Origin of the sequence: Paenibacillus sp. CCS19 (genome assembly GCF_033239625.1) — a bacterium.
Classification (GTDB): Bacteria; Bacillota; Bacilli; order Paenibacillales; family Paenibacillaceae; genus Paenibacillus_T.
Genome location: NZ_BTCK01000016.1, coordinates 49,790 through 68,539, shown reverse-complemented (window position 1 = coordinate 68,539; position 18,750 = coordinate 49,790). Strand labels below are relative to the sequence as shown.

At 50.8% G+C, this 18,750-nt stretch carries 19 protein-coding genes; 12 read left to right on the top strand and 7 right to left on the bottom strand.

Features of this window, described 5'->3' with window-relative positions; translation table 11 throughout:
* Positions 1-44: 44 nt before the first annotated feature.
* From SBI19_RS13245 to SBI19_RS13220, 6 genes are all read left to right on the top strand, one after another.
* Positions 45-749 carry an ABC transporter ATP-binding protein gene (locus SBI19_RS13245; RefSeq protein WP_317968856.1) on the top strand — a complete coding sequence of 235 codons (705 nt, stop codon included), beginning with the start codon at positions 45-47 and terminating at the stop codon, positions 747-749.
* Between the two features lies 1 nt (position 750).
* Positions 751-1,761, top strand: coding sequence for an efflux RND transporter periplasmic adaptor subunit (locus SBI19_RS13240; RefSeq protein ID WP_317968854.1), 1,011 nt, complete (start codon positions 751-753; stop codon positions 1,759-1,761).
* A 34-nt stretch (positions 1,762-1,795) separates the two neighbouring features.
* Complete coding sequence (locus SBI19_RS13235; RefSeq protein ID WP_317968852.1) at positions 1,796-4,648, top strand: ABC transporter permease; 2,853 nt, start codon at positions 1,796-1,798, stop codon at positions 4,646-4,648.
* Between the two features lie 4 nt (positions 4,649-4,652).
* A complete protein-coding gene (locus SBI19_RS13230; protein WP_317968850.1) occupies positions 4,653-5,552 on the top strand; it encodes an ABC transporter ATP-binding protein in 900 nt (299 codons plus the stop codon).
* A 170-nt stretch (positions 5,553-5,722) separates the two neighbouring features.
* Positions 5,723-6,328, top strand: coding sequence for a sigma-70 family RNA polymerase sigma factor (locus tag SBI19_RS13225; RefSeq protein ID WP_317968848.1), 606 nt, complete (start codon positions 5,723-5,725; stop codon positions 6,326-6,328).
* On the top strand, positions 6,255-7,565 hold the full coding sequence (locus SBI19_RS13220) for a DUF4179 domain-containing protein (RefSeq protein ID WP_317968846.1): 1,311 nt from the start codon (positions 6,255-6,257) through the stop codon (positions 7,563-7,565). Before SBI19_RS13225 ends, SBI19_RS13220 begins: the two co-directional genes overlap by 74 nt.
* Positions 7,566-7,648: 83 nt before the next feature.
* On the opposite strand, the gene pepF is transcribed toward SBI19_RS13220, so the two are convergent.
* From pepF to SBI19_RS13205, 3 genes are all read right to left on the bottom strand, one after another.
* The gene (gene pepF, locus SBI19_RS13215; protein ID WP_317968844.1) at positions 7,649-9,439 is read right to left on the bottom strand and encodes an oligoendopeptidase F; all 1,791 of its coding nucleotides are present in this window, start codon (positions 9,437-9,439) and stop codon (positions 7,649-7,651) included.
* 238 nt (positions 9,440-9,677) lie between these two features.
* On the bottom strand, positions 9,678-9,857 hold the full coding sequence (locus SBI19_RS13210) for a hypothetical protein (protein WP_317968842.1): 180 nt from the start codon (positions 9,855-9,857) through the stop codon (positions 9,678-9,680).
* Between the two features lie 156 nt (positions 9,858-10,013).
* The gene (locus SBI19_RS13205) at positions 10,014-10,247 is read right to left on the bottom strand and encodes a hypothetical protein (RefSeq protein WP_317968840.1); all 234 of its coding nucleotides are present in this window, start codon (positions 10,245-10,247) and stop codon (positions 10,014-10,016) included.
* Positions 10,248-10,401: 154 nt separating this feature from the next.
* Here SBI19_RS13205 and SBI19_RS13200 point away from each other — a divergent pair, with 154 nt between their 5' ends.
* The 3 genes from SBI19_RS13200 to SBI19_RS13190 all read left to right on the top strand — a co-directional run bounded on the left by SBI19_RS13200 (position 10,402) and on the right by SBI19_RS13190 (position 12,416).
* Positions 10,402-11,109 (top strand): class I SAM-dependent methyltransferase, encoded by a 708-nt coding sequence (locus SBI19_RS13200; protein ID WP_317968838.1) that lies wholly within the window; start codon positions 10,402-10,404, stop codon positions 11,107-11,109.
* 75 nt (positions 11,110-11,184) lie between these two features.
* Positions 11,185-11,382, top strand: a complete 198-nt coding sequence (locus SBI19_RS13195) for a cold shock domain-containing protein (RefSeq protein WP_110045060.1) — start codon at positions 11,185-11,187, stop codon at positions 11,380-11,382.
* A 239-nt stretch (positions 11,383-11,621) separates the two neighbouring features.
* On the top strand, positions 11,622-12,416 hold the full coding sequence (locus SBI19_RS13190; RefSeq protein WP_317968836.1) for an alpha/beta hydrolase: 795 nt from the start codon (positions 11,622-11,624) through the stop codon (positions 12,414-12,416).
* Between the two features lie 77 nt (positions 12,417-12,493).
* Here the strand turns inward: SBI19_RS13190 and SBI19_RS13185 are convergent, their stop codons facing one another.
* Entirely contained in the window at positions 12,494-13,693 is a 1,200-nt protein-coding gene (locus SBI19_RS13185) for an MFS transporter (RefSeq protein WP_317968834.1), read from the bottom strand.
* Positions 13,694-13,850: 157 nt separating this feature from the next.
* Between SBI19_RS13185 and SBI19_RS13180 the strand changes: the two genes are divergently transcribed.
* Genes SBI19_RS13180 through pfkA form a run of 3 tightly spaced genes read left to right on the top strand, consistent with a single transcriptional unit; the run spans position 13,851 to position 16,269 of the window.
* On the top strand, positions 13,851-14,168 hold the full coding sequence (locus SBI19_RS13180) for a hypothetical protein (RefSeq protein ID WP_317968832.1): 318 nt from the start codon (positions 13,851-13,853) through the stop codon (positions 14,166-14,168).
* A gap of 33 nt (positions 14,169-14,201) precedes the next feature.
* Complete coding sequence (locus SBI19_RS13175) at positions 14,202-15,281, top strand: tetraprenyl-beta-curcumene synthase family protein (RefSeq protein ID WP_317968830.1); 1,080 nt, start codon at positions 14,202-14,204, stop codon at positions 15,279-15,281.
* A gap of 19 nt (positions 15,282-15,300) precedes the next feature.
* Positions 15,301-16,269: a 6-phosphofructokinase gene (gene pfkA / locus SBI19_RS13170; RefSeq protein ID WP_317968828.1), complete on the top strand. Its 969-nt coding sequence runs from the start codon at positions 15,301-15,303 to the stop codon at positions 16,267-16,269.
* A gap of 93 nt (positions 16,270-16,362) precedes the next feature.
* Here the strand turns inward: pfkA and SBI19_RS13165 are convergent, their stop codons facing one another.
* The 3 genes from SBI19_RS13165 to SBI19_RS13155 all read right to left on the bottom strand — a co-directional run bounded on the left by SBI19_RS13165 (position 16,363) and on the right by SBI19_RS13155 (position 18,615).
* Positions 16,363-16,815, bottom strand: coding sequence for a peroxiredoxin (locus SBI19_RS13165; RefSeq protein WP_317968826.1), 453 nt, complete (start codon positions 16,813-16,815; stop codon positions 16,363-16,365).
* 172 nt (positions 16,816-16,987) lie between these two features.
* Positions 16,988-18,184, bottom strand: coding sequence for a putative glycoside hydrolase (locus SBI19_RS13160; protein ID WP_317968824.1), 1,197 nt, complete (start codon positions 18,182-18,184; stop codon positions 16,988-16,990).
* 236 nt (positions 18,185-18,420) lie between these two features.
* On the bottom strand, positions 18,421-18,615 hold the full coding sequence (locus SBI19_RS13155; protein WP_317968822.1) for a hypothetical protein: 195 nt from the start codon (positions 18,613-18,615) through the stop codon (positions 18,421-18,423).
* Positions 18,616-18,750: the final 135 nt, after the last annotated feature.

The following is an 18,750-nucleotide window of genomic DNA, read 5'->3' as shown; positions in this document are numbered from 1 at the left end:
CATTGAAGTTCATGCCGGTAGGAATAGGAAGGGAGGGCAAGCTGATGACAGTCGAACAGGCGCGTACACCGATGGTAATCGCAGATCACGTAACGCGCGTTTTCGGCAGAGGCGACGGTGCAGTCAAAGCATTGAACGAGATTAGCTTTACAGCAGAGCAAGGGACGATAACAGCGCTCCGAGGCCGTTCAGGATCGGGGAAGACAACGCTATTGAACATAATCGGTGCGCTGGATCGACCTTCTGAAGGAAGGCTTTTGCTGCAAGGCGAGGATTTGACCGTTCTGTCGGAGAAGCAGCGGAATCAGCTGCGGCGGCAGCGAATCGGTCTTATTTTTCAATCTTATGCTTTGATGCCGTTAATGTCTGCTTATGAGAACGTAGAGTTCGGTTTGCGCATTGCAGGTGTTGCCTCGTCACAAACACGCCGAATGGCGGAAGAGGCGCTTGAACAAGTGGGGATGAAAGAACGTATGAAGCATCGCCCCGGCGAGCTTTCCGGCGGTGAACAGCAGCGGGTAGCCATCGCAAGGGCGATCGCCCATCATCCTGTCTTATTGCTGGCAGACGAACCGACCGCCGAGTTGGATTCGAAGACTGGACGTTCCGTAATCCGACTATTTCGCGAGCTCGTAGATCGGCTTGGCATGACGATTATTATGACAACGCATGATCTTAGCGTGCTCAGTATGATGGATCAGACGATCGCATTGGAGGATGGGCATATTGGTAAGGCCAATGAGGAGTAAGTTGAGAACAATCGCTTCTAGTGTCGGTGTCGCAAGCTTGATTGTCGCAGCGTTGTCAGGTTGTTCCCTGTTGCCGAAGGAAGAAGAGGCGATTCCACCACCTCTCGTGAAGCCGGCAGAACAGAAATTCGACGTCGTCGATGTTAAGAAAGGCGAACTTGCCATTTATTTCAAAGGTATCGCAACCGTAGTGTCGAAATCGCAGCAGGATGTATTCTTCAAGCAAGGCGGAGGAAGACTTGCGGCTGTCCATGTGTCACAGGGCGATACGGTTAAGAAAGGTCAGCTTCTTATCGAATTGGGCAGCGATGATTTAAAGCTGAGGCTTGAGCTTCAGAAAATCTCGTATGAGCGCACGCAGATCGATTTGCAAAGTGCGATCAAGGGAGGTAATGAAGATCAGATCAAGTCCAAGAAACTGGATCTGAAGTCGGTCCAGCTGCAGTTGGACAACCTCCAGCAGCAATGGGACAGCTTGCGTCTTGTCGCCCCTATCGATGGTGTCGTAACGTACCTTGCAGATGTTTCCCTCGGACAAACCATGAACGCGTATGAGACGGTCTTAACGATCGCCGATCCGTCGCGCACTCAGTTGGTATATACAGCAGATGACCCCGCAGATATTGCTTCCTTACAGCCTAACATGCCAGTTGAAATCAAGATCGACAATAAAGACATTACGGGCAAAGTCGTACAGACGCCGAGCTCGGTACCCTTCTCCAGCAACCAGCAAGTGAACGAGAAAAACGCTAAGTTACTTATTGTTGATAGCGAGGACTTAAAAGGTGATATCGGCGAAATGGCCGAACTCAAAATTTTCAAACAGCGTCAACAAAACGTACTTATCATTCCAAAATCAGGCCTTCGCACTTATCTGGATCGCAAATACGTGCAAGTATTGGACGGAGACCGCCGCAAGGAAGTGGACGTCGAGGTCGGAATGTCGACCAGCACCGAGGTGGAGATTCGTCGAGGTTTATCGGAAGGCGATCAAATCGTTCTAAACAACTAACAGGTTGCCATACAGGCGGAAGGGGGTGCAATGTGTGGCGATCTTGACAATGATTATTCGCAAAATGCGGAAGAACAGCTGGCTTCAATTCAACCTGCTGATCGGCTTGCTCATTTGCGCAGCATTGTTCAGTTCAATGCCTATGTATACGGATGCGATTCTGCAGCAGACGATGCAGAAACAGCTTCAAGGTCTGCAGAAAACGTCCGATCAATATCCGGGCTGGTTCCGAATATCGACGTCGGTATCACAGGATGTCACACAGCTGCCGCAGCGGGTTGTAGCCGCCGATCAATTCATGAACAGGGAGTTTGAGCGCTTCGATATGGGCGTTCTTGCCTATCAGAAATATCGTGCGACACGTACATATACGACTTATGCTGCCGATGCGACCGATGCAGAGAAGAAGATGAATCGACTATCTGCAGTCGTTGCAGTATCGGATTTGGACAAACATATTAAGCTGCTGGACGGGAGAATGCCGGCTGCTGAACCAGTCGACGGTGTTATCGAGACGCTCGTGACTCAGAAGTTTCTCATTGAGTTCAAACGTGATCTGGACAGCATCATCGAGATCAACAACAGCAAAACAGGAGAGACGCTTCGATTCAAGCCTGTCGGCCTGATCGAACAGCAAGAGCCGGAGACCGGCAGCTACTTGCGATTCAAGCTGGAAGGTATCGGCAATCTGATGTTCGTGCCATTCGAATGGTTCGACCGTGAAATTGTCGGCTTGTCGAGACTTGATCTGTCGTCGCTTCAGTATCAGGCTGCATTGAACTATCCGGATTTGAAAGCGGTTAATCTGAATATCTTCATGGGCGAAGCAGGCCGTATTGACAAATACTTCGACAACCGGATCGGCACGCACCAATTAGAATTCCCTGCACTCCGCACGCTTAAGGGATATGGCGACACGAAGGAACGTCTGACTAGGCTGCTCTGGGCACTGTATGCTCCTCTTATGCTGATGCTCATCTTCTACCTATTGCTCATCTCGAACAAAATGATAGAAGGTCAGAAGACGGAAATTTCCGTGCTTCGAAGCCGTGGAGCCAGCAAAATTCAAATTGTCGGGATATACGCCATAGAGGCTATATTACTAGCCATTCCTGCGCTCGTCATTGGCGTCTTCGGCGGACTTATGTTTACGAAAGTGTTGGGCTCTGCGAATGGCTTCTTGCAATTCGTCGACCGCTCGGCATTAGAAGTGAATTTGACCGAGGAAGCCGTTCGACTTGCCGCGTACGCAATGGGCGGCGCGATTCTGCTCGTGTTAATTCCGGTCATCCACGCTGCGAACGTGTCGATTGTAGACCGCAAACGGAACATGTCGCGCGGGGAAGGCACTTCCATCTGGCATAAGCTTGTACTGGACCTAATTCTGCTCGGCGTCTCGGTGTACCTGCTGAGAGGCTTCCGTAAGCAGATGGATAACTTCGATAAGCTGGGGATCGACAGCGGCGCGCTGCAGATTGATCCGATGTTGTTCCTGACGCCAGCGATGTTCGCTTTCGGCGGCGGATTGCTGCTGCTGCGCATTTACCCTTGGATGCTCCGGCTTATTTATCGGCTCGGCAGAAGATGGTGGCCGCCAGCGCTTTATTCCGTCCTGACGCAGACAAGCCGTTCATCGAAGCAGTTTCTTACGATTCAGTTATTCTTGGTTCTTACGGTTGCGACGGGATTGTTCAGCGCTCACTCGGCACGGACGATCAATAACAACCTGGAGGACAAAATCAACTATTCGATGGGTGCCGACGTCGTGCTGACGGAATATTGGCAGAACGATGCGCCGCCGCCTTCGACGGGAGCTCCTAACCCTAATGTGCCAGCGGCAGACCCGAATAAACGCATTCAATATACAGAGCCTGACTTCGCGAGATATCAGAAGCTTGACAGCGTTGAGGCTGCGGCACAAGTATTTATAAAGGAAAATGCCACCGTCTCGGCAGGCAAAGGCTCCGTCGATACGGAGTTGATGGGTGTCAAGACAGATGATTTCGGTACGGTAGCAAGCTTGCGCAGCGACCTGCTGGATCATCATATGAACCTGTATCTGAATCTAATCGCACCAGAGCCGACGGCCGTGCTGATCTCCAGGTCGCTGGCTGAGGCCAACGGCATTAAGGTTGGAGACACGATTAATGTAGGTTGGACGAAGCTGAGCCCTTCGCCATTCGTCGTATACGGCATTGTCGATTACTGGCCATCATGGAATCCGACTGCCGGTTTAACGACAGACGGCAAGTCAGGCGAGCTTCCGAATCTTGTCATCGGTCACCTGGATACGATTCAGAATCGATTAGCAACTGAGCCTTATGAAGTATGGCTGAAGCTGAAAGATGGCATGAATGCTGGCGATACGTACCAAGAGCTCCAAGACAACAATATCCAAGTCGTCAAAGTTGCGGACCGCAAATCCGCGCTGATCGAATCGCGTAACGATCCGTTCCGTCTGGCGATCAACGGTGTTATGACTTTGGGTTTCGTCATATCGATGCTTATCAGCCTAAGCGGCTTCCTGTTGTTCTGGATTCTGACCTTGTCGGGAAGAACGCTGCAGTACGGTATTCTTCGTGCAATGGGTATTCCGTTCGGCCAGTTGATCGGCATGCTGATCAGCGAACAGCTGCTCACATCCGGCGTAGCCGTGGTGATAGGTCTGATCTCCGGCCGTGTGACAAGCGAGTGGTTCGTTCCGCTGTTCAGAATGTCCTTCGATACGAAGGTGCAGATGCTGCCGTTCCGCATTGCGCACAGCGCTTCGGATTACATCCAGCTGTTGACGGTCGTCTTGTTCATGCTCGCGATCGGATTAGTCGTACTCGGCATCCGGCTGTTCCGCATCCGTGTCCATCAGGCGTTGAAGCTGGGAGAGGAGTAACCGCATGATCCATTGCGATGGGCTTGTCAAAATTTATAAATCATCCGATCTTGAAGTCGTAGCGCTTCAAGGTCTGGACTTGCGAGTGGAAGACGGCGAGCTGATGGCGATCATCGGCTCGAGCGGCAGCGGCAAATCGACACTGCTTAATATGCTCGGCGGACTTGATCGTCCGTCGGCAGGCAAGCTGTTCGTCGATGGCAAGGACATGCTGACCATGTCTGATCGGCAGCTTATCCGTTACAAACGGGAGTCGGTAGGCTTCGTCTGGCAGAACAATGCGCGCAACCTCATTCCATACTTGACCGCGCAAGAGAACGTAGAGCTTCCGGTTCTGTTGAAGGGACGACGCAAGAAGTCAAGGGCGCTCGAGCTGCTTGATGCGGTCGGCCTTCAGCATCGTCGTCACAACCGGCTCAGCGAGCTGTCCGGCGGTGAGCAGCAGCGTGTCGCAATTGCGATCGCGCTGGCGAATCAACCTCGTCTATTGCTAGCCGACGAACCTACAGGTTCGCTCGATACGAAGACGGCAAGCCAAGTGCTCGATCTGTTCCGCCGACTCAATCGAGAGATGGGGCTAACGATCGTCATCGTTACCCATGATCCGCAGCTTGCCCGGAAAGTAGACCGTGTCGTTGCGATTCGGGACGGCCGCACCTCCTCGGAGATGATTCGGACAGCGTCCGATATCGAGGAAGAAGAAAGCAGCCTGGATACGCATGGTCAGATCGAACAAGCAGAAACGCATGTAGAGTACGCTGTCATTGATAAAGCGGGCCGTTTGCAGATTCCAGCTGCCTATCTCGACAATGAAGCGTTCAAGGACCATACCCGCGTCAAGGTTGAATGGGAAGATGGCCGAATCGTTCTATCACCGCCGGAAACGGCAAAGATAGAACGTTAAGCGAGCGATCGGTTAACTAGTTAAGAAGGCTTCTAAGAATATCATCGTCATATGCTCCGCAGCCTATCAGGGATGAATCCATTCCCTTTGATATTGGCTGCGGAGTTTTTTTTGTACATAATGAACTTTATTGACCTCTGAGATCTCTTATCTATGAAGAGGGGGAGAACATGAACATAAGTCGTCTTGTCAAACAAGCTCAACGAGGCAACAAGGATGCATTATTACAGCTGATCATGGCTCAACAGGACGCTTATTATCGTCTGGCATACAGCTACATGGGAAATGAACATGACGCGATGGATGCAATGGAGGACATGATCGTTAAGCTGTATGAGAAGCTGGATCAATTAAACAATAGAGAGTCTTTCTATAGCTGGAGCAAAACGATTCTGGTTAATCGCTGCAAGGCAATGCTGCGCAGCAGGGAACGATTTCTACCATTTGGGGACGACGAGCACGAACCAACTCTTGCTGCATTAACAGACGCAAACCCTTACAGGAATACAGAGTCCGAGATGGACATGGAAGAGCTTCTCTCCCATCTTAACGCGCGGCAGCGGGAAGCCATCGAGCTGCGTTACGTACATGATCTACCTTATCAGACGATTGCCGAGATGACCGACTCGCCGCTTGGCACCATCAAATCGAGAATTTCCCAAGGCATTCAGAAACTTAAAGCCGTGATCGGAGGTGATCGTTATGAGAACGATCGAGGAGAAGCTGCAGGAGCACAAGCAGAACATGAATACCATTCAGGCCCCGCCAGAACTTGAGAGCAGGCTTCGTCAAGCGCTTCAGCAAGCTCCTGTCAAGAAGAGACGTAAACCTAGAGCGGTGGCGTTGGCTGCAGCAATAGCTGCGGCAGTTGTACTGCTCGCCGGATCGTATCAATATCCTGCGTTTGCCTATTACGGAGGTAAGCTGCTGAGCAGTATCGAGCTATCTTCGCTTAGCTTCTCGGATGTGATGGAGCAAGGATATGGTCAGAAGGTGGGCAAAAGCAAAACGTTGGATGACGGCACGGTCATTACCGTTGAAGGGGTCATTGCGGACGAGAATGCATTGTTGGTGTACTATACCATTGATCTTCCTGAGGGCTCCGTGTTCAATGTGGATGAAAATAATCGTTTTGGCTTAGACTATCTGCACAGTTTTCGAAGTGACTCATTTGTGAAAGAAGGATCGGGAGACTATAGTGAAGACAAGACCCGATTCGAAGGCATGTCGAAATTCGAGCCGGTAAGCCCATTCTCCAGGACATTAACAGTTACCTTTAGCGAGTGGAAGGATAAGGAACGGCTAACGTATCCGATTAGCTTTAAATATGACGCGAATAAAGCAATGAACAGCATCATTAAAGAGAAGCTGACGGCATCCGTTCCAGTCGATCAAGGCAACGTCTGCTATGATTCTATTACGGCATCGCCAACATCAACGATTATCAAGGGACATTACGAGTTGGACACTGGCGAGTTACCTAGATTTATGGGTAAAACGAAGCTTTACGTCAATGGAGTAGAGTTAGGTTTTCGAGGTGGGAGGTCGACCAAAAAAGGAGATAAGCCCGGATTTGAATTGGAATTCGAAGTGCTGCCGACAGAGAAAGTAGACTCCATGCAAATCGTACTCGACGATTTCAGCGGGTACCAGAAGGTAGATCAGCCTATCTCGCTTGCTTCGCCTTCCGATCGTTCCATTCGAATCGGCACTGAGAAGCTGTGGATTCGTAGTGTTACGAAAACGACAAATGGTTACGACATCGTCATAGCAAGAAAACAATTTACGATGCTTGATTACGACACGATAGCCGTACAAGCTGGCGGTGCTAAGGTTCCTGCAGCAGCGATATCGCAGGCGCGTCCATGGGATTTGAAGAACGGCAACATCATGTGGGAGCAGACGTTTACCTTTAAGACGGATGCGAAGCCAGAGAGCTTGCTTCTGGATGGATTCGATTACATCAAAACCTATAACCAGACCATAACGATTCCTCTCAAACCGAGCGTATAGAATTTGCTCAGCCTGAGCATGATCAACAAAAAGCCCGAGCCATTAACTGGCTCGGGCTTTCGTTATTGATCCCGACGACGGGATTATTTGGTCAACTGCTCCATTTGACCGATCAAGTCCTCAAACACCGCCATCGCTTGTTCGATTGGCTCAGGCGTCGACATGTCAACGCCAGCACGCTTCAGGATGTTGATCGAGTAGTCGCTGCCGCCGCTCTTCAGGAAGCCGAGGTAACGCTCGACGGCCGGCTGGCCTTCGTCGAGAATTTGCTTCGCGAAGCTCGTTGCAGCCGAGAAGCCGGTTGCGTATTTGTACACGTAGAAGCTCGTATAGAAGTGCGGAATACGCGCCCATTCGATCTCGATGTCCTTGTCTACGACCATGCCGCCGCCATAGTAGAGCACGTTCAGGTCATAGTAGATTTTGGACAGATCGGCTGGCGTCAGGGATTCGCCTGCTTCCGTACGCTCGTGAACGATTTTCTCGAACTCGGCGAACATCGTCTGGCGGAATACGGTCGTACGGAATTGGTCCGCATAGTACGTGAGCAGGTACATTTTCTCCTTCGGATCCGTCGACTTCTTGAGCAGATAGTCCATCAGCAGCGCTTCGTTCAGCGTAGATGCAACCTCTGCGAGGAAGATCGTGTACTGCGCGTCGCGGTAATTCTGCGTGTTGTCCGAGTAGTAGGAGTGAAGAGCATGGCCCATCTCATGCGTGAGCGTGAACATGCTGTTCAAGTTGTCTTTATGGTTGAGCAGAACGTATGGGTGAGTGCCGTATGCACCCCAGCTGTATGCACCATTACGCTTGCCTTCGTTCTCGTAGACATCGATCCAGCCGTTGTCGAAGCCATCCTGCAGGACGTTCAGGTAGTCGCTGCCAAGCGGCTGCAAGCTTTCCTTAACGGTAGCCTTTGCTTGCTCATACGTAATGTCGAGCTTGAACTCGTCAACGAGCGGAGCGAACAGATCGTACATATGCAGCTCGTCAACGCCGAGCAGCTTCTTGCGAAGCTCCATGTAGCGATACATGAGCGGCAGATGTTTATGGATCGTGTCGATCAGGTTCGTGTACACTTCCTTCGGAATGTTATCGCCGAACAGCGACATTTCCAGTACGGAAGGATATTTGCGTGCACGGGAGTAGAACACGTTCTTCGAAACGTTCGCGTTCAGCGTTGCCCCAATCGTGTTGCGAAGCTTGCCGTATGTATCGTACATCGCTTTGAATGCGTTCTTGCGCACCTCGCGGTCTTTGCTCTCGAGGAATTGAATGTAGCGGCCTTGCGTCAGCTCGATTTCTTCGCCTTCCTCGTTCTTGACTTTCGGGAACTTCAGATCAGCGTTGTTCAGCATGCTGTAGATCGTATTCGCCGATTGGCTGATGTTGCCGACTTGAGCGAGCAGCGCTTCTTCTGTTTTGGACAAAATATGTGCCTTCTGCCGGCGCATCTCTTCGAGCGTTTTGCGATAGATCGCAAGGTCCGGATTGTTGATGAGTGCATCCAGCTCTTCGTCAGTCAGGCTCAGCACCTCTGGCGTAATGTAGGACATTGCTTCGCCGGATTCAACGCTCAGCTTCTTCGATTTCTCGGACAGGGACTGGAAAGCGGGCTCTGCCGTATCTTCGTGATGCTTCATGTTCGCATAAACATAGAGGCGTTCTACATGCAGCGACAGCTCATCTTCGAGCTCGAAGCAGGCTTTCAGCTGGGCAGGATCAGCGAGCTTGCCCTCAAATCCAGCTAGCTTGCCGATTTGCTCCTTCGCAAGTGCATATTCACGGTCCCAAGCTGGCTGATCGGAGAACAGATCCTCCAGTTTCCAACGGGATTCAACAGCAGTTTCGGCACGCTTCGGTACGCTTGTCATCGTATTCCTCCTAATTTGAGAATAAGGCCTCCATAACAGCCCGGATGCAGCTTGTTGCGGCATTTCATAGGATGCTCCAGCCTTGGCTTGCGGAGCTGAGCCGCCAATTAGTGTTGCTGGCAGCAGCACAGACAGTAGAGCGGGAAGCCATCTCAATAGGTTTCACCTCACGGCATAGTTTGCCGCTAGTATTCCGTCAGAGCGAGCTTCCTATCCATACTGTATGCGTTCGCTTCGGTTAACTGCCCATCGTGGTCAAACTGTACACAATGAGGAAGAAAGCAAACAAAATAAACACGATTGCCGTAATGGCGAGCGGCCGGCGGAGCGGTGCAGATAATGAATTGCGGTACATGAGAATAACGCCGCCAAGCACGAAAGCCGCGATGATGAAAATAAGGGATGCTTCAGTGTTCATCGTTCAAATCGGATCCTCTCGTAGTGACATGTAGAGGTAGTTCAAAAAGTCTGCGCATGATCTCGTACTTTAGAACACTCACTTGTATGCATCGGCTGTATCCGATATGTTCGCCGCCAAATGAGGGAATTCCTTCCTTGACGGCGGGTTATATCGTTACACTTCTTTGAATGCAGCCATAATCGCTTCGCGCTCTTCTTCGCGTCCAGCGAATTCTTCGGCGCGGAACCGATTTTCTGCCCAGTGGAGCATCTCAGGACGGCTGACGAAGATATGGCATTCTTCGCCCCATTGATCGGAAATTTCGCGAACGACTAACGTTTTGCCTTGCACTTCAACCGTCAGCATGTTGTATTTATCGGTCTTATAAATCTGATGTTTCTTAATCATGGGTGCTTGACCCCTCTCACAGGTTTGCATTCATCATAGCCAAAGTTATGGGTGGAAATCAATCTAATGTAATGGTAAAATTAGCTATCCAGATTACGTGCGGCGGCTTGATCGTCCGGCGCTGGACAGTAGAAGTTAGAGGAGACGAGAAGAGATGAGTATGAATCAACAAGATGTGTATGAACAGATCGGTGTAGCGGCAACGTGCAGAGGCTTTGAGGAGTACAAGCGCATGTTCGATTTGCCTGATCAATTGGAAGGCAAGCGAATTCTCGATATTGCGGGAGGCGCTTCGTCATTTACAGCAGAATGCAATAGCAAAGGTATCCCTGCAATGGCAGTTGATCCTCGGTACGCTTACGCGCCGGAGATTGTGCTGGCTGATGCAAGAGCTGAGATCGAGACGTCAACCGAGAAGCTGCGCTCGCTCGCACATCGTTTCGATTGGAGCTATTACGGCAATATCGATCAACATCGGGCCGGGCGACTGGAATCGTTCCATCGGTTCGCCGCGGATTTCTCAGCGTCGGATGCGTCAGAGCGATATGCTGCTGGGGCTTTGCCGGAGCTGCCCTACGCTAACCAATCGTTTGATCTCGTATTGTGCAGTCATTTCTTATTCCTGTATGCAGATCAATTCGATTCCTCATTCCATGAGCGTGCTGTGCTCGATATGATTCGGGTATGTCGCCCTGGCGGGCAGGTGCGGATCTATCCGCTGCTGTCGCTTCGGTGGGAACCGTATCCGCATATGGACAGCTTGCTGGCGGCCATTTGCAGTACGGGAGCCGCGCCAAGCATAGAAGAATCGCTGCTTCCATTCATCCCGAACTCGTCCAAAATGTTGGTCATCAATGTTTAATTGCATTTTAACATCGGTACATGTATAATGGGTTTATTCGTCGTATACGGCGATTAAGTTTAGGAGGTTGTTCAATTGAAAGGAACAGTTAAGTGGTTTAACGCAGAAAAAGGCTATGGCTTCATCCAAGTTGAGAACGGTGAAGACGTATTCGTTCACTTCTCCGCTATCACGGGCGACGGTTTCAAAACCCTCGACGAAGGCCAAGCAGTAGAATTCGACATCACCGACGGTAACCGCGGTCCACAAGCAGCTAACGTCATTAAATTATAAGATCAAAGCTTCTTATAATAGATGCCCTAGCACGAACAAGAGGCTCCCTGCCAAGCAGGGGGCTTTTTATGTATATGCGCGATGTTTTGTTCATTAGAAACAGTGACACCTCTTGCACCTTATAGCTCGAGAGAAGCTGTCACGTCACCTGCAGAGGCTATGGTTTTAGATGGGTAGAATTCGTGGACAGTCAGGTGTAAACTAGTACTATTCGCGTTATGAAGGAGTGTACATATCCGATGAGCAATACGATTTACTTATGGCCTGAGGGCGCGCCTTATGCACAAGGCAATCAAGACATCGATCAGCCGACATTGACACCATACCTGATTGATTCCGACCGTCCGCGAGGTGCTGTCATTGTTTGTCCTGGCGGCGGATATGAATTTCTTGCTGACCATGAAGGAGAGCCTGTTGCGAAACGTCTGAACGAGCTTGGCTTCTCGGCATTCGTACTCCGCTATCGATTTGCACCATACAAGCATCCGGTTCCGCTGTCCGATGCACAACGTGCGATTCGTCTCGTTCGCTTGCGGGCGAAGGAATGGAATATCGATCCGGAACATATCGGCATTCTTGGCTTCTCGGCGGGCGGCCACCTTGCATCGTCTGCTGCAACGCATTTTGACCATGGTCAAGCGGATGCCAGCGATCCGGTAGATCGTGCATCGAGTCGTCCGGATGCTGCAGTAGTCTGTTATCCGGTCATCTCGATGGGGGAATTCCGTCACGATGGATCGCGCCGCAACCTTCTAGGGGAGAACCCATCAGAAGCTGACATCGAGCTGATGTCTAATGAACTGCAGGTGACACCGGAGACGCCGCCAACGTTCATCTGGCATACGATGGAGGATGATCTGGTTCCTGTAGAGAATGCGATGATGTTCGCGACAGCTCTACGCCGGAATAAGGTGCCGTTCGAGCTTCATGTATATGAGCGCCATGGTCATGGCATAGGATTGGCAGAGTGGGAGCCATCGGCGAGCACGTGGATGCCGCTTTGTGCGGAATGGCTGATTAAGCAGGGCTTCTAAGCAATCATTACTTAAAGGTAGTTTTCAAGTCGCCTAAGCGACCTGGAAACTACCCTTTTTGGTATCCTATAGCTGCCTTAAACGGAATTTCGAGATTCGACGTAATGCTTCGCAATGAAGCCGATCGCTGCAAGTCCCGCTAACCCTGCTGCGATCAGGAAGAACGTTTCGCGGCCGAACATGCCATAGATGATGCCGCCGAACAGGCCGCTCAGTACGCCCGATATGCCGTTCCACACGATTGCGAACACCGCTTGACCCGAGGATCGGTACTGATCGGGGATCAACTGAGTAATATACCGCAGGGCGGTGGAGAAGAAGATGCCGAATGTAATGCTGTGCATCAACTGCGTTATGACGACCATCCAAGGCTCCGACATCTCTGCGACTAGCAGTAGACGGATACCGTACAGGAGGCTTGCAAGGAACAGGAGCGGGAGCTCCTTGAACTTATGACCGTACTTACCCAGCAGGAAGAAGATTGGAATCTCGCTGAAGGCGGAGAACATCCATGCTAGGCCAACGAGCGAATCCGACGCGCCCATCTGGCGCAGCGTAACGGCTAGAAAGCCTTCGTACATCCGATGCGCGGTCGAGATAACGAGCAGAATCGTGAAGAAGGCAACAACATTGGGCTTGCGCAGCAGCTTGAAGAAGCCGGAAAATTCCATTTTGCGCATCGAGCCTTGATAGTCCCGCAATAGAAACGTTAGCACAAGTGTGATGCTTATCGTTGCTATGGCTAGCGGAAGCGTATATTCTGAACTGGTCATCTTTAATATTAATCCGAACAAATAGGCCGAAACGGCGAAGCCCAGTGAACCGAAGATTCGAATTAATGCATAAGGAGTACCGGTATAAGTGCTGGATAATAGAAACAGGCTGTCGCTGAGCGGATTGATCGGCGTCTGGAAGAAATAGAAGCAGATCATCACGACGCACGTTAATGCGAAAGTATCGATCGGGAACAGCAGCGATACCATGACTAGCTGTCCGAACAGCAGAATATGCAGCAGCTTCTTGATCGTACGATATTTATCGCTCGCCATCCCCATTAGCAGATTCGCGAAGATGGAGATGAACGGGCCGGTCGAATAAATAATGCCGATCTGCTGACTGGAGAAGCCATGGTCTAGAAAATAGAGTGGAAAATACGAGACGACTAGCGCCTGCGTTGCATAAGCTGCGAATGTGAATGACCGCAGTGCGGTCGTTTCCTTCGCGGCTGAGCTGGGCCGTATGCCGGCTTGCTGCGGCGAAGATGATGTTAAGGTCATGTTGAAGGGCTCACTCCTTGGAGTCTGCGAGTTGGATCTTATATTCGTCCCTCAGTATACCACAGCAAGCGAAGAGACGGGGGATTGTCTATGAAAGGCGCAAGGCTAGATTTATGTCATCCAAAATGATAAAATTGAGGGCGGAGGATTGCAGGAGATGGAGAATTACCGATTTGTTTGGAATAATCGTCTCGGCATCTCGCTGCCGATTCTCGACTACGACTGGGACTATTATGCGGAGTCGGAGCGGATGCGTATCGTCGAACAATGGGAGACGATAAGAGGTACGATTCCTGACCGCATAATCGCACTCGAGCAGCAAATTCAAATCCGGCAAGCCCAGCTGTTCGATGAAGACGATTTCGAAATCAGCTGTACGCTTAATTACGATATTGCCGAGCTCGCCAGCCGGATTAACGATTTACATATTTGGTACCGCATCAATCAAGAGATTGAATCGCGGCGTCATTCCTGACGGATCGGAATAAAGGGGGCGCCAAGCAAGGACATGCCGGCAACTAGCAAACGTGCTGCCAAGCCAGGCGGCGCGCTTCGAATGATGTTTCAAGTGTACAAGTATGTGCTGCCCGACGTTCGGAAGGAGCTTGCAGGCTGGAAGCGGCATGCAGCGGCCATACCCGATCAGGAGCTGCGGGAGCAGGCGCTTGCAAGTATAGCAACGAAGCAGTTTCATTGCGAGGGCGGCGCCATCTACGCAGCTGCAAGTGCTGCCTATCGACCGACTCTGATTGCCTTAATCGTTGCGCTTCAGACGATCAGCGATTATTTGGATAACTTGTGTGACCGCAGTACTTCGCTGGACCCGGACGACTTCCGTCTGCTGCATCAGTCGATGCTGGATGCGATTGATCCGAGCGGACCCATTCGCGACTATTATGCGAATCGCGCTGAGCGTGAGGATGGCGGTTATTTGACAGCGCTTGTACGAACATGCCAGCAGGCGATTAGACAGTTGCCTTCCTATGCATGCGTGCAGCCTTATGTAACGGAGCTCGTCGGTTTGTATGTTGATCTGCAAGTCTATAAGCATATTCGCATTGATCTTCGTGAAGATGAACTTATCGCTTGGCGGGATCGCAATGGCAATCTCAGTCCGCAACTGCAGTGGAACGAATTCGCTGCGGCAACGGGATCGACGCTCGGCATGTTCATGCTGTTTCTCGCTGCCTCAATGAAAGACTTGCTGCCAGAGGATGCGCGGCTCATTCGCAATAGTTATTTCCCCCATGTATGCGGACTTCACATTATGCTCGATTATTTGATCGATCAAGAGGAAGACCGACATGGCGGCGACTTGAATTTCTGTACGTATTATCCGGACCAGGAGACGCTGCTGTCCCGTATTATCCTTATCGTGGAACGCGCGCGTGAGGACGTGGGACGACTGCCGGATGCCGGCTTTCATCGCCTGATTATCGAAGGGCTGCTGGCGCTTTACCTGTCCGATCCTAAGGTTAGAAATCAACGGGATGTGAGGCTCGTTGCGCGTAAGCTCATGCGGAACAGTCCTTGGACCCGATTGTTTTTTTATATGAATAGTATTTGGATTCGAACAAGACAAGCATAGTTGATAGGGGGAGACGAATATGTCAGCTGTTAAATCGATTGCCGTCCTTACGAGTGGAGGCGATTCGCAAGGGATGAACGCCGCAGTGCGTGCCGTTGTGCGAAGCGCGATTTTCCATGGAATCGATGTATATGGCGTTCAGCGCGGGTATCAAGGCCTGCTGAACAATGACCTGCGTCCGATGGATCTGCGCAGCGTAGGCGATATTATTCAACGCGGAGGTACGGTGCTCCAGACGGCTCGTTGTAAAGAGTTTATGACAGCTGAAGGTCAACAGCGCGGTGCTGAAATTCTCCGTGAGCGCGGTATCGACGGTCTCGTCGTTATCGGCGGCGACGGTTCGTACCAAGGTGCGAACAAACTGAGCAAGCTCGGCATTAAGACAATGGGTCTGCCGGGAACGATTGACAACGATATTCCGTTCACGGATTTCACGATCGGCTTCGATACGGCTGTTAGCATCGTTGTCGATGCAATCAACAAGCTGCGCGATACGATGACTTCGCATGAACGTTCGTCGATCGTTGAAGTCATGGGCCGCCACTGCGGCGATATTGCGCTGTACGCGGGTCTCGCAAGTGGTGCTGAGACGATTCTCGTGCCAGAGGTTCCATTCAATCTGGAGGAAGTTTCGAACCGGATGGCTGATAACTTCCGCGCTGGCAAACGCCACAGTATTATCGTTGTTGCGGAAGGTGCTGCGAAGGGCGATGATATCGCTGAAGCCATTACGAAGAGCAATGGCATCGAACCTCGCGTTACGGTACTGGGCCACATTCAACGCGGCGGTACGCCAACGCATAACGACCGTATTCTTGCAAGCCGTCTAGGCGACTTCGCGGTTCGTAAGCTGATCGAAGGCGATTCGGCCAAATCGTGCGGGATCATTAAAGGCGAGCTTGTCGCTACGGATATCGATCTGGTCGTCAGCACGAAGAAATCGTTCAACATGGATCTGTACGATCTGGCACTTCGCCTGTCGCAATAAACCAATAACAAACAAGAGAGCCTTATGCACTGCACATTGTCCTTAGCGGACGATGGGCAAGCATAAGGCTCTTTGTTGCATGTTGGCCGTCATTTATTGAGCGCTTGATGAGAGCGATTGAAGAACGCCCAGGATCTCTTCCGTCGGGCGGAGGCCTTTCTCTGCGAAGACGATCTTGCCCTCTTGATCAATGATGAAGACGACACGCTGCTGCGCAATAAGGCCAAGAAACTTGCCTACGCCATATGATTTGCGGATCTCGCCGCCAGCATCTACAACGAGAGGGAAGTCATAGTTATGCTTCTCGGCGAATTGACGATGATGTTCGAGGGAAGCTGGATTAACGCCAAGTACGATGGCGTTATGGCGTGCATAGAGTCCGCGCGAGTCGCGTACTGCGCACAGCTGCTTCGTGCAGCCAGGTGTCTCATCCATCGGGTAGAAGATCAGCACGATGGGCTGTTTGCCGATATATTGCGCGAGATTGATCGTTCCTTGCGTACTATCAGCTTCAAATAGGGGCGCTTTCGTGCCGGTAGACAGCATGTTTATACTCCTCCTCAATTACATTTTATCCAATTACATTGTATACTATTTAATTCGTGTACACAAATGATTTATCAAGCCTCGCAAGGCGAGACAAACAAAGAGCCCGCGGATGGGATCGTCCGCGGGCTCTCGTCATTAGGTTATAAGGAATCGAATAATAGCGGTAGGCTTAGAAGTTCGCATCTCCTGTATAGTTGTTGTTCGCATTCCAGAGCAGGTATTCCTCGATATTCGTATCCTTCAGCGCCTTCAGCTGCGCATCGACTTGGACCTTGCCGTATTTGATGTAATGCCCTTTGCCCAGCCAGCTAGCGGTAAAGTCTTGAATCCAAGGCCGGATAGCAGGGGTATAAGAGCCAAGCGGCTGCAGCTTCTTATGCGTATCTTCCATAGCGCCTTTAATTGTCGCGTAAGGATCCATGTCCGGTTCTTTGACTTTGAACCAGCCTGTGCTATAGTGGCTCGGATAAACCATCGGGCTTATCACGTTGACCTGTTTCGAGATCTTCACGAAATCTTGACCGATCCCTTCTGCGGCTGGAACGGATGCTGCATAGCCGAAAATATCAACGGAGACGCGGACGCCAAGCGGCTCCAGCTGCTCGCGCGCATATTGGACGAAGTCAGCGATGACGTCTGTTCGTTTCTCGTCCGTCTTATCGAACTTAAGCGAAGCTTCTTTCTTCTCGAAGCCTTCCGGGAAACGTACATAGTCGAATTGGATTTCCTTGAAGCCAAGCTTTGCGGCTTCCTTGGCAATCGCAACGTTATAGTCCCACACCTCGCGGCGATAAGGGTTGACGAAGCTGTCGCCTTTGCCGTTCTCCCATACGGTGCCGTCTGACTTGCGATACGACAATTCCGGATGTTTGCGGGCGAGAACGGTATCCTTGAACACGACGACTCGCGCGATCGGATACACCTTGTGCTGTTCAAGTAAAGCCATGGTTGCTTTAATGTCTTTGATGTACTTCTGCGAAGTTCCGAGCTTGAGCAGCTCTTGATTGTCGGTTGGATAGGTAATATACCCGTTGTCATCCTTAACATCAATAACCATACTGTTCAATTCGGTGCGATCCAGCAAATCTAGCAGCTTGCTCATCCGCGAACCGCCTGCACTGTGAGCGGTTACATAGATTCCCTTTACTTTAGGTGCATCGGGCTGAGGATCCTTCTTGACGAACACGTTGGACGGCTGATCGGTCTTGTCTCCGCTGGCTCCAGCGGTGCTGCTAGGAGTTGTCGTCTGACCTTCGGTCTTCGTATGAGTGACCGCTTTGACGACGGTATTGGCGGCAGTGCTTTGTTCGCTTGTGCCGGTCAATAGATGGTTAAGTAATAGAATAACGGTAAGCAAGATGTCCATTGTGTTCTCTCCTCGTCTGTAATCAACCTGATTATAAAGCAGAATGAGGACGAGCGACAGACGTCTAAGGATCGATTTTTGATGAAAATAATTGAAAATTGGAGATAAGCGTCGTGTGGCGCAGTGCGTGTTGTGACAGACGTTGCATAAAGAAGAAAAGCCTGCCGCCGAGTAGGCGACAGGCTGTAGGAAGCGGCGATCCGCTTCTTGCTTGCATAATCTAACTGCTTCAATCATCAATGCAGACTTGCGTCTCTTTGCTGTTCACAAATACTTAGCTGCACAATCTCCATTGCATCTTCCGGTTCCAGTACAGAGAGACCATCCCGCAGTACGATGTTCAGTTGACGTTCTCGTTCTGTAAGGAAAGGTCCGAGTTCAGGTGCCAGCTTTTCCACTATCCTCGACAATTTGACTGTTTCCATATCCATCTGGCATCACCCTTTCATTAGTCATGTTCAGGGCAAAACATCAGGCTAGAAACGCAAAAAACTACGGGATAGCTTTATTATAGCAGTGTGGAATGTAAATGAATAGTCGATTCCATGAAAATCCATTCATGCCCG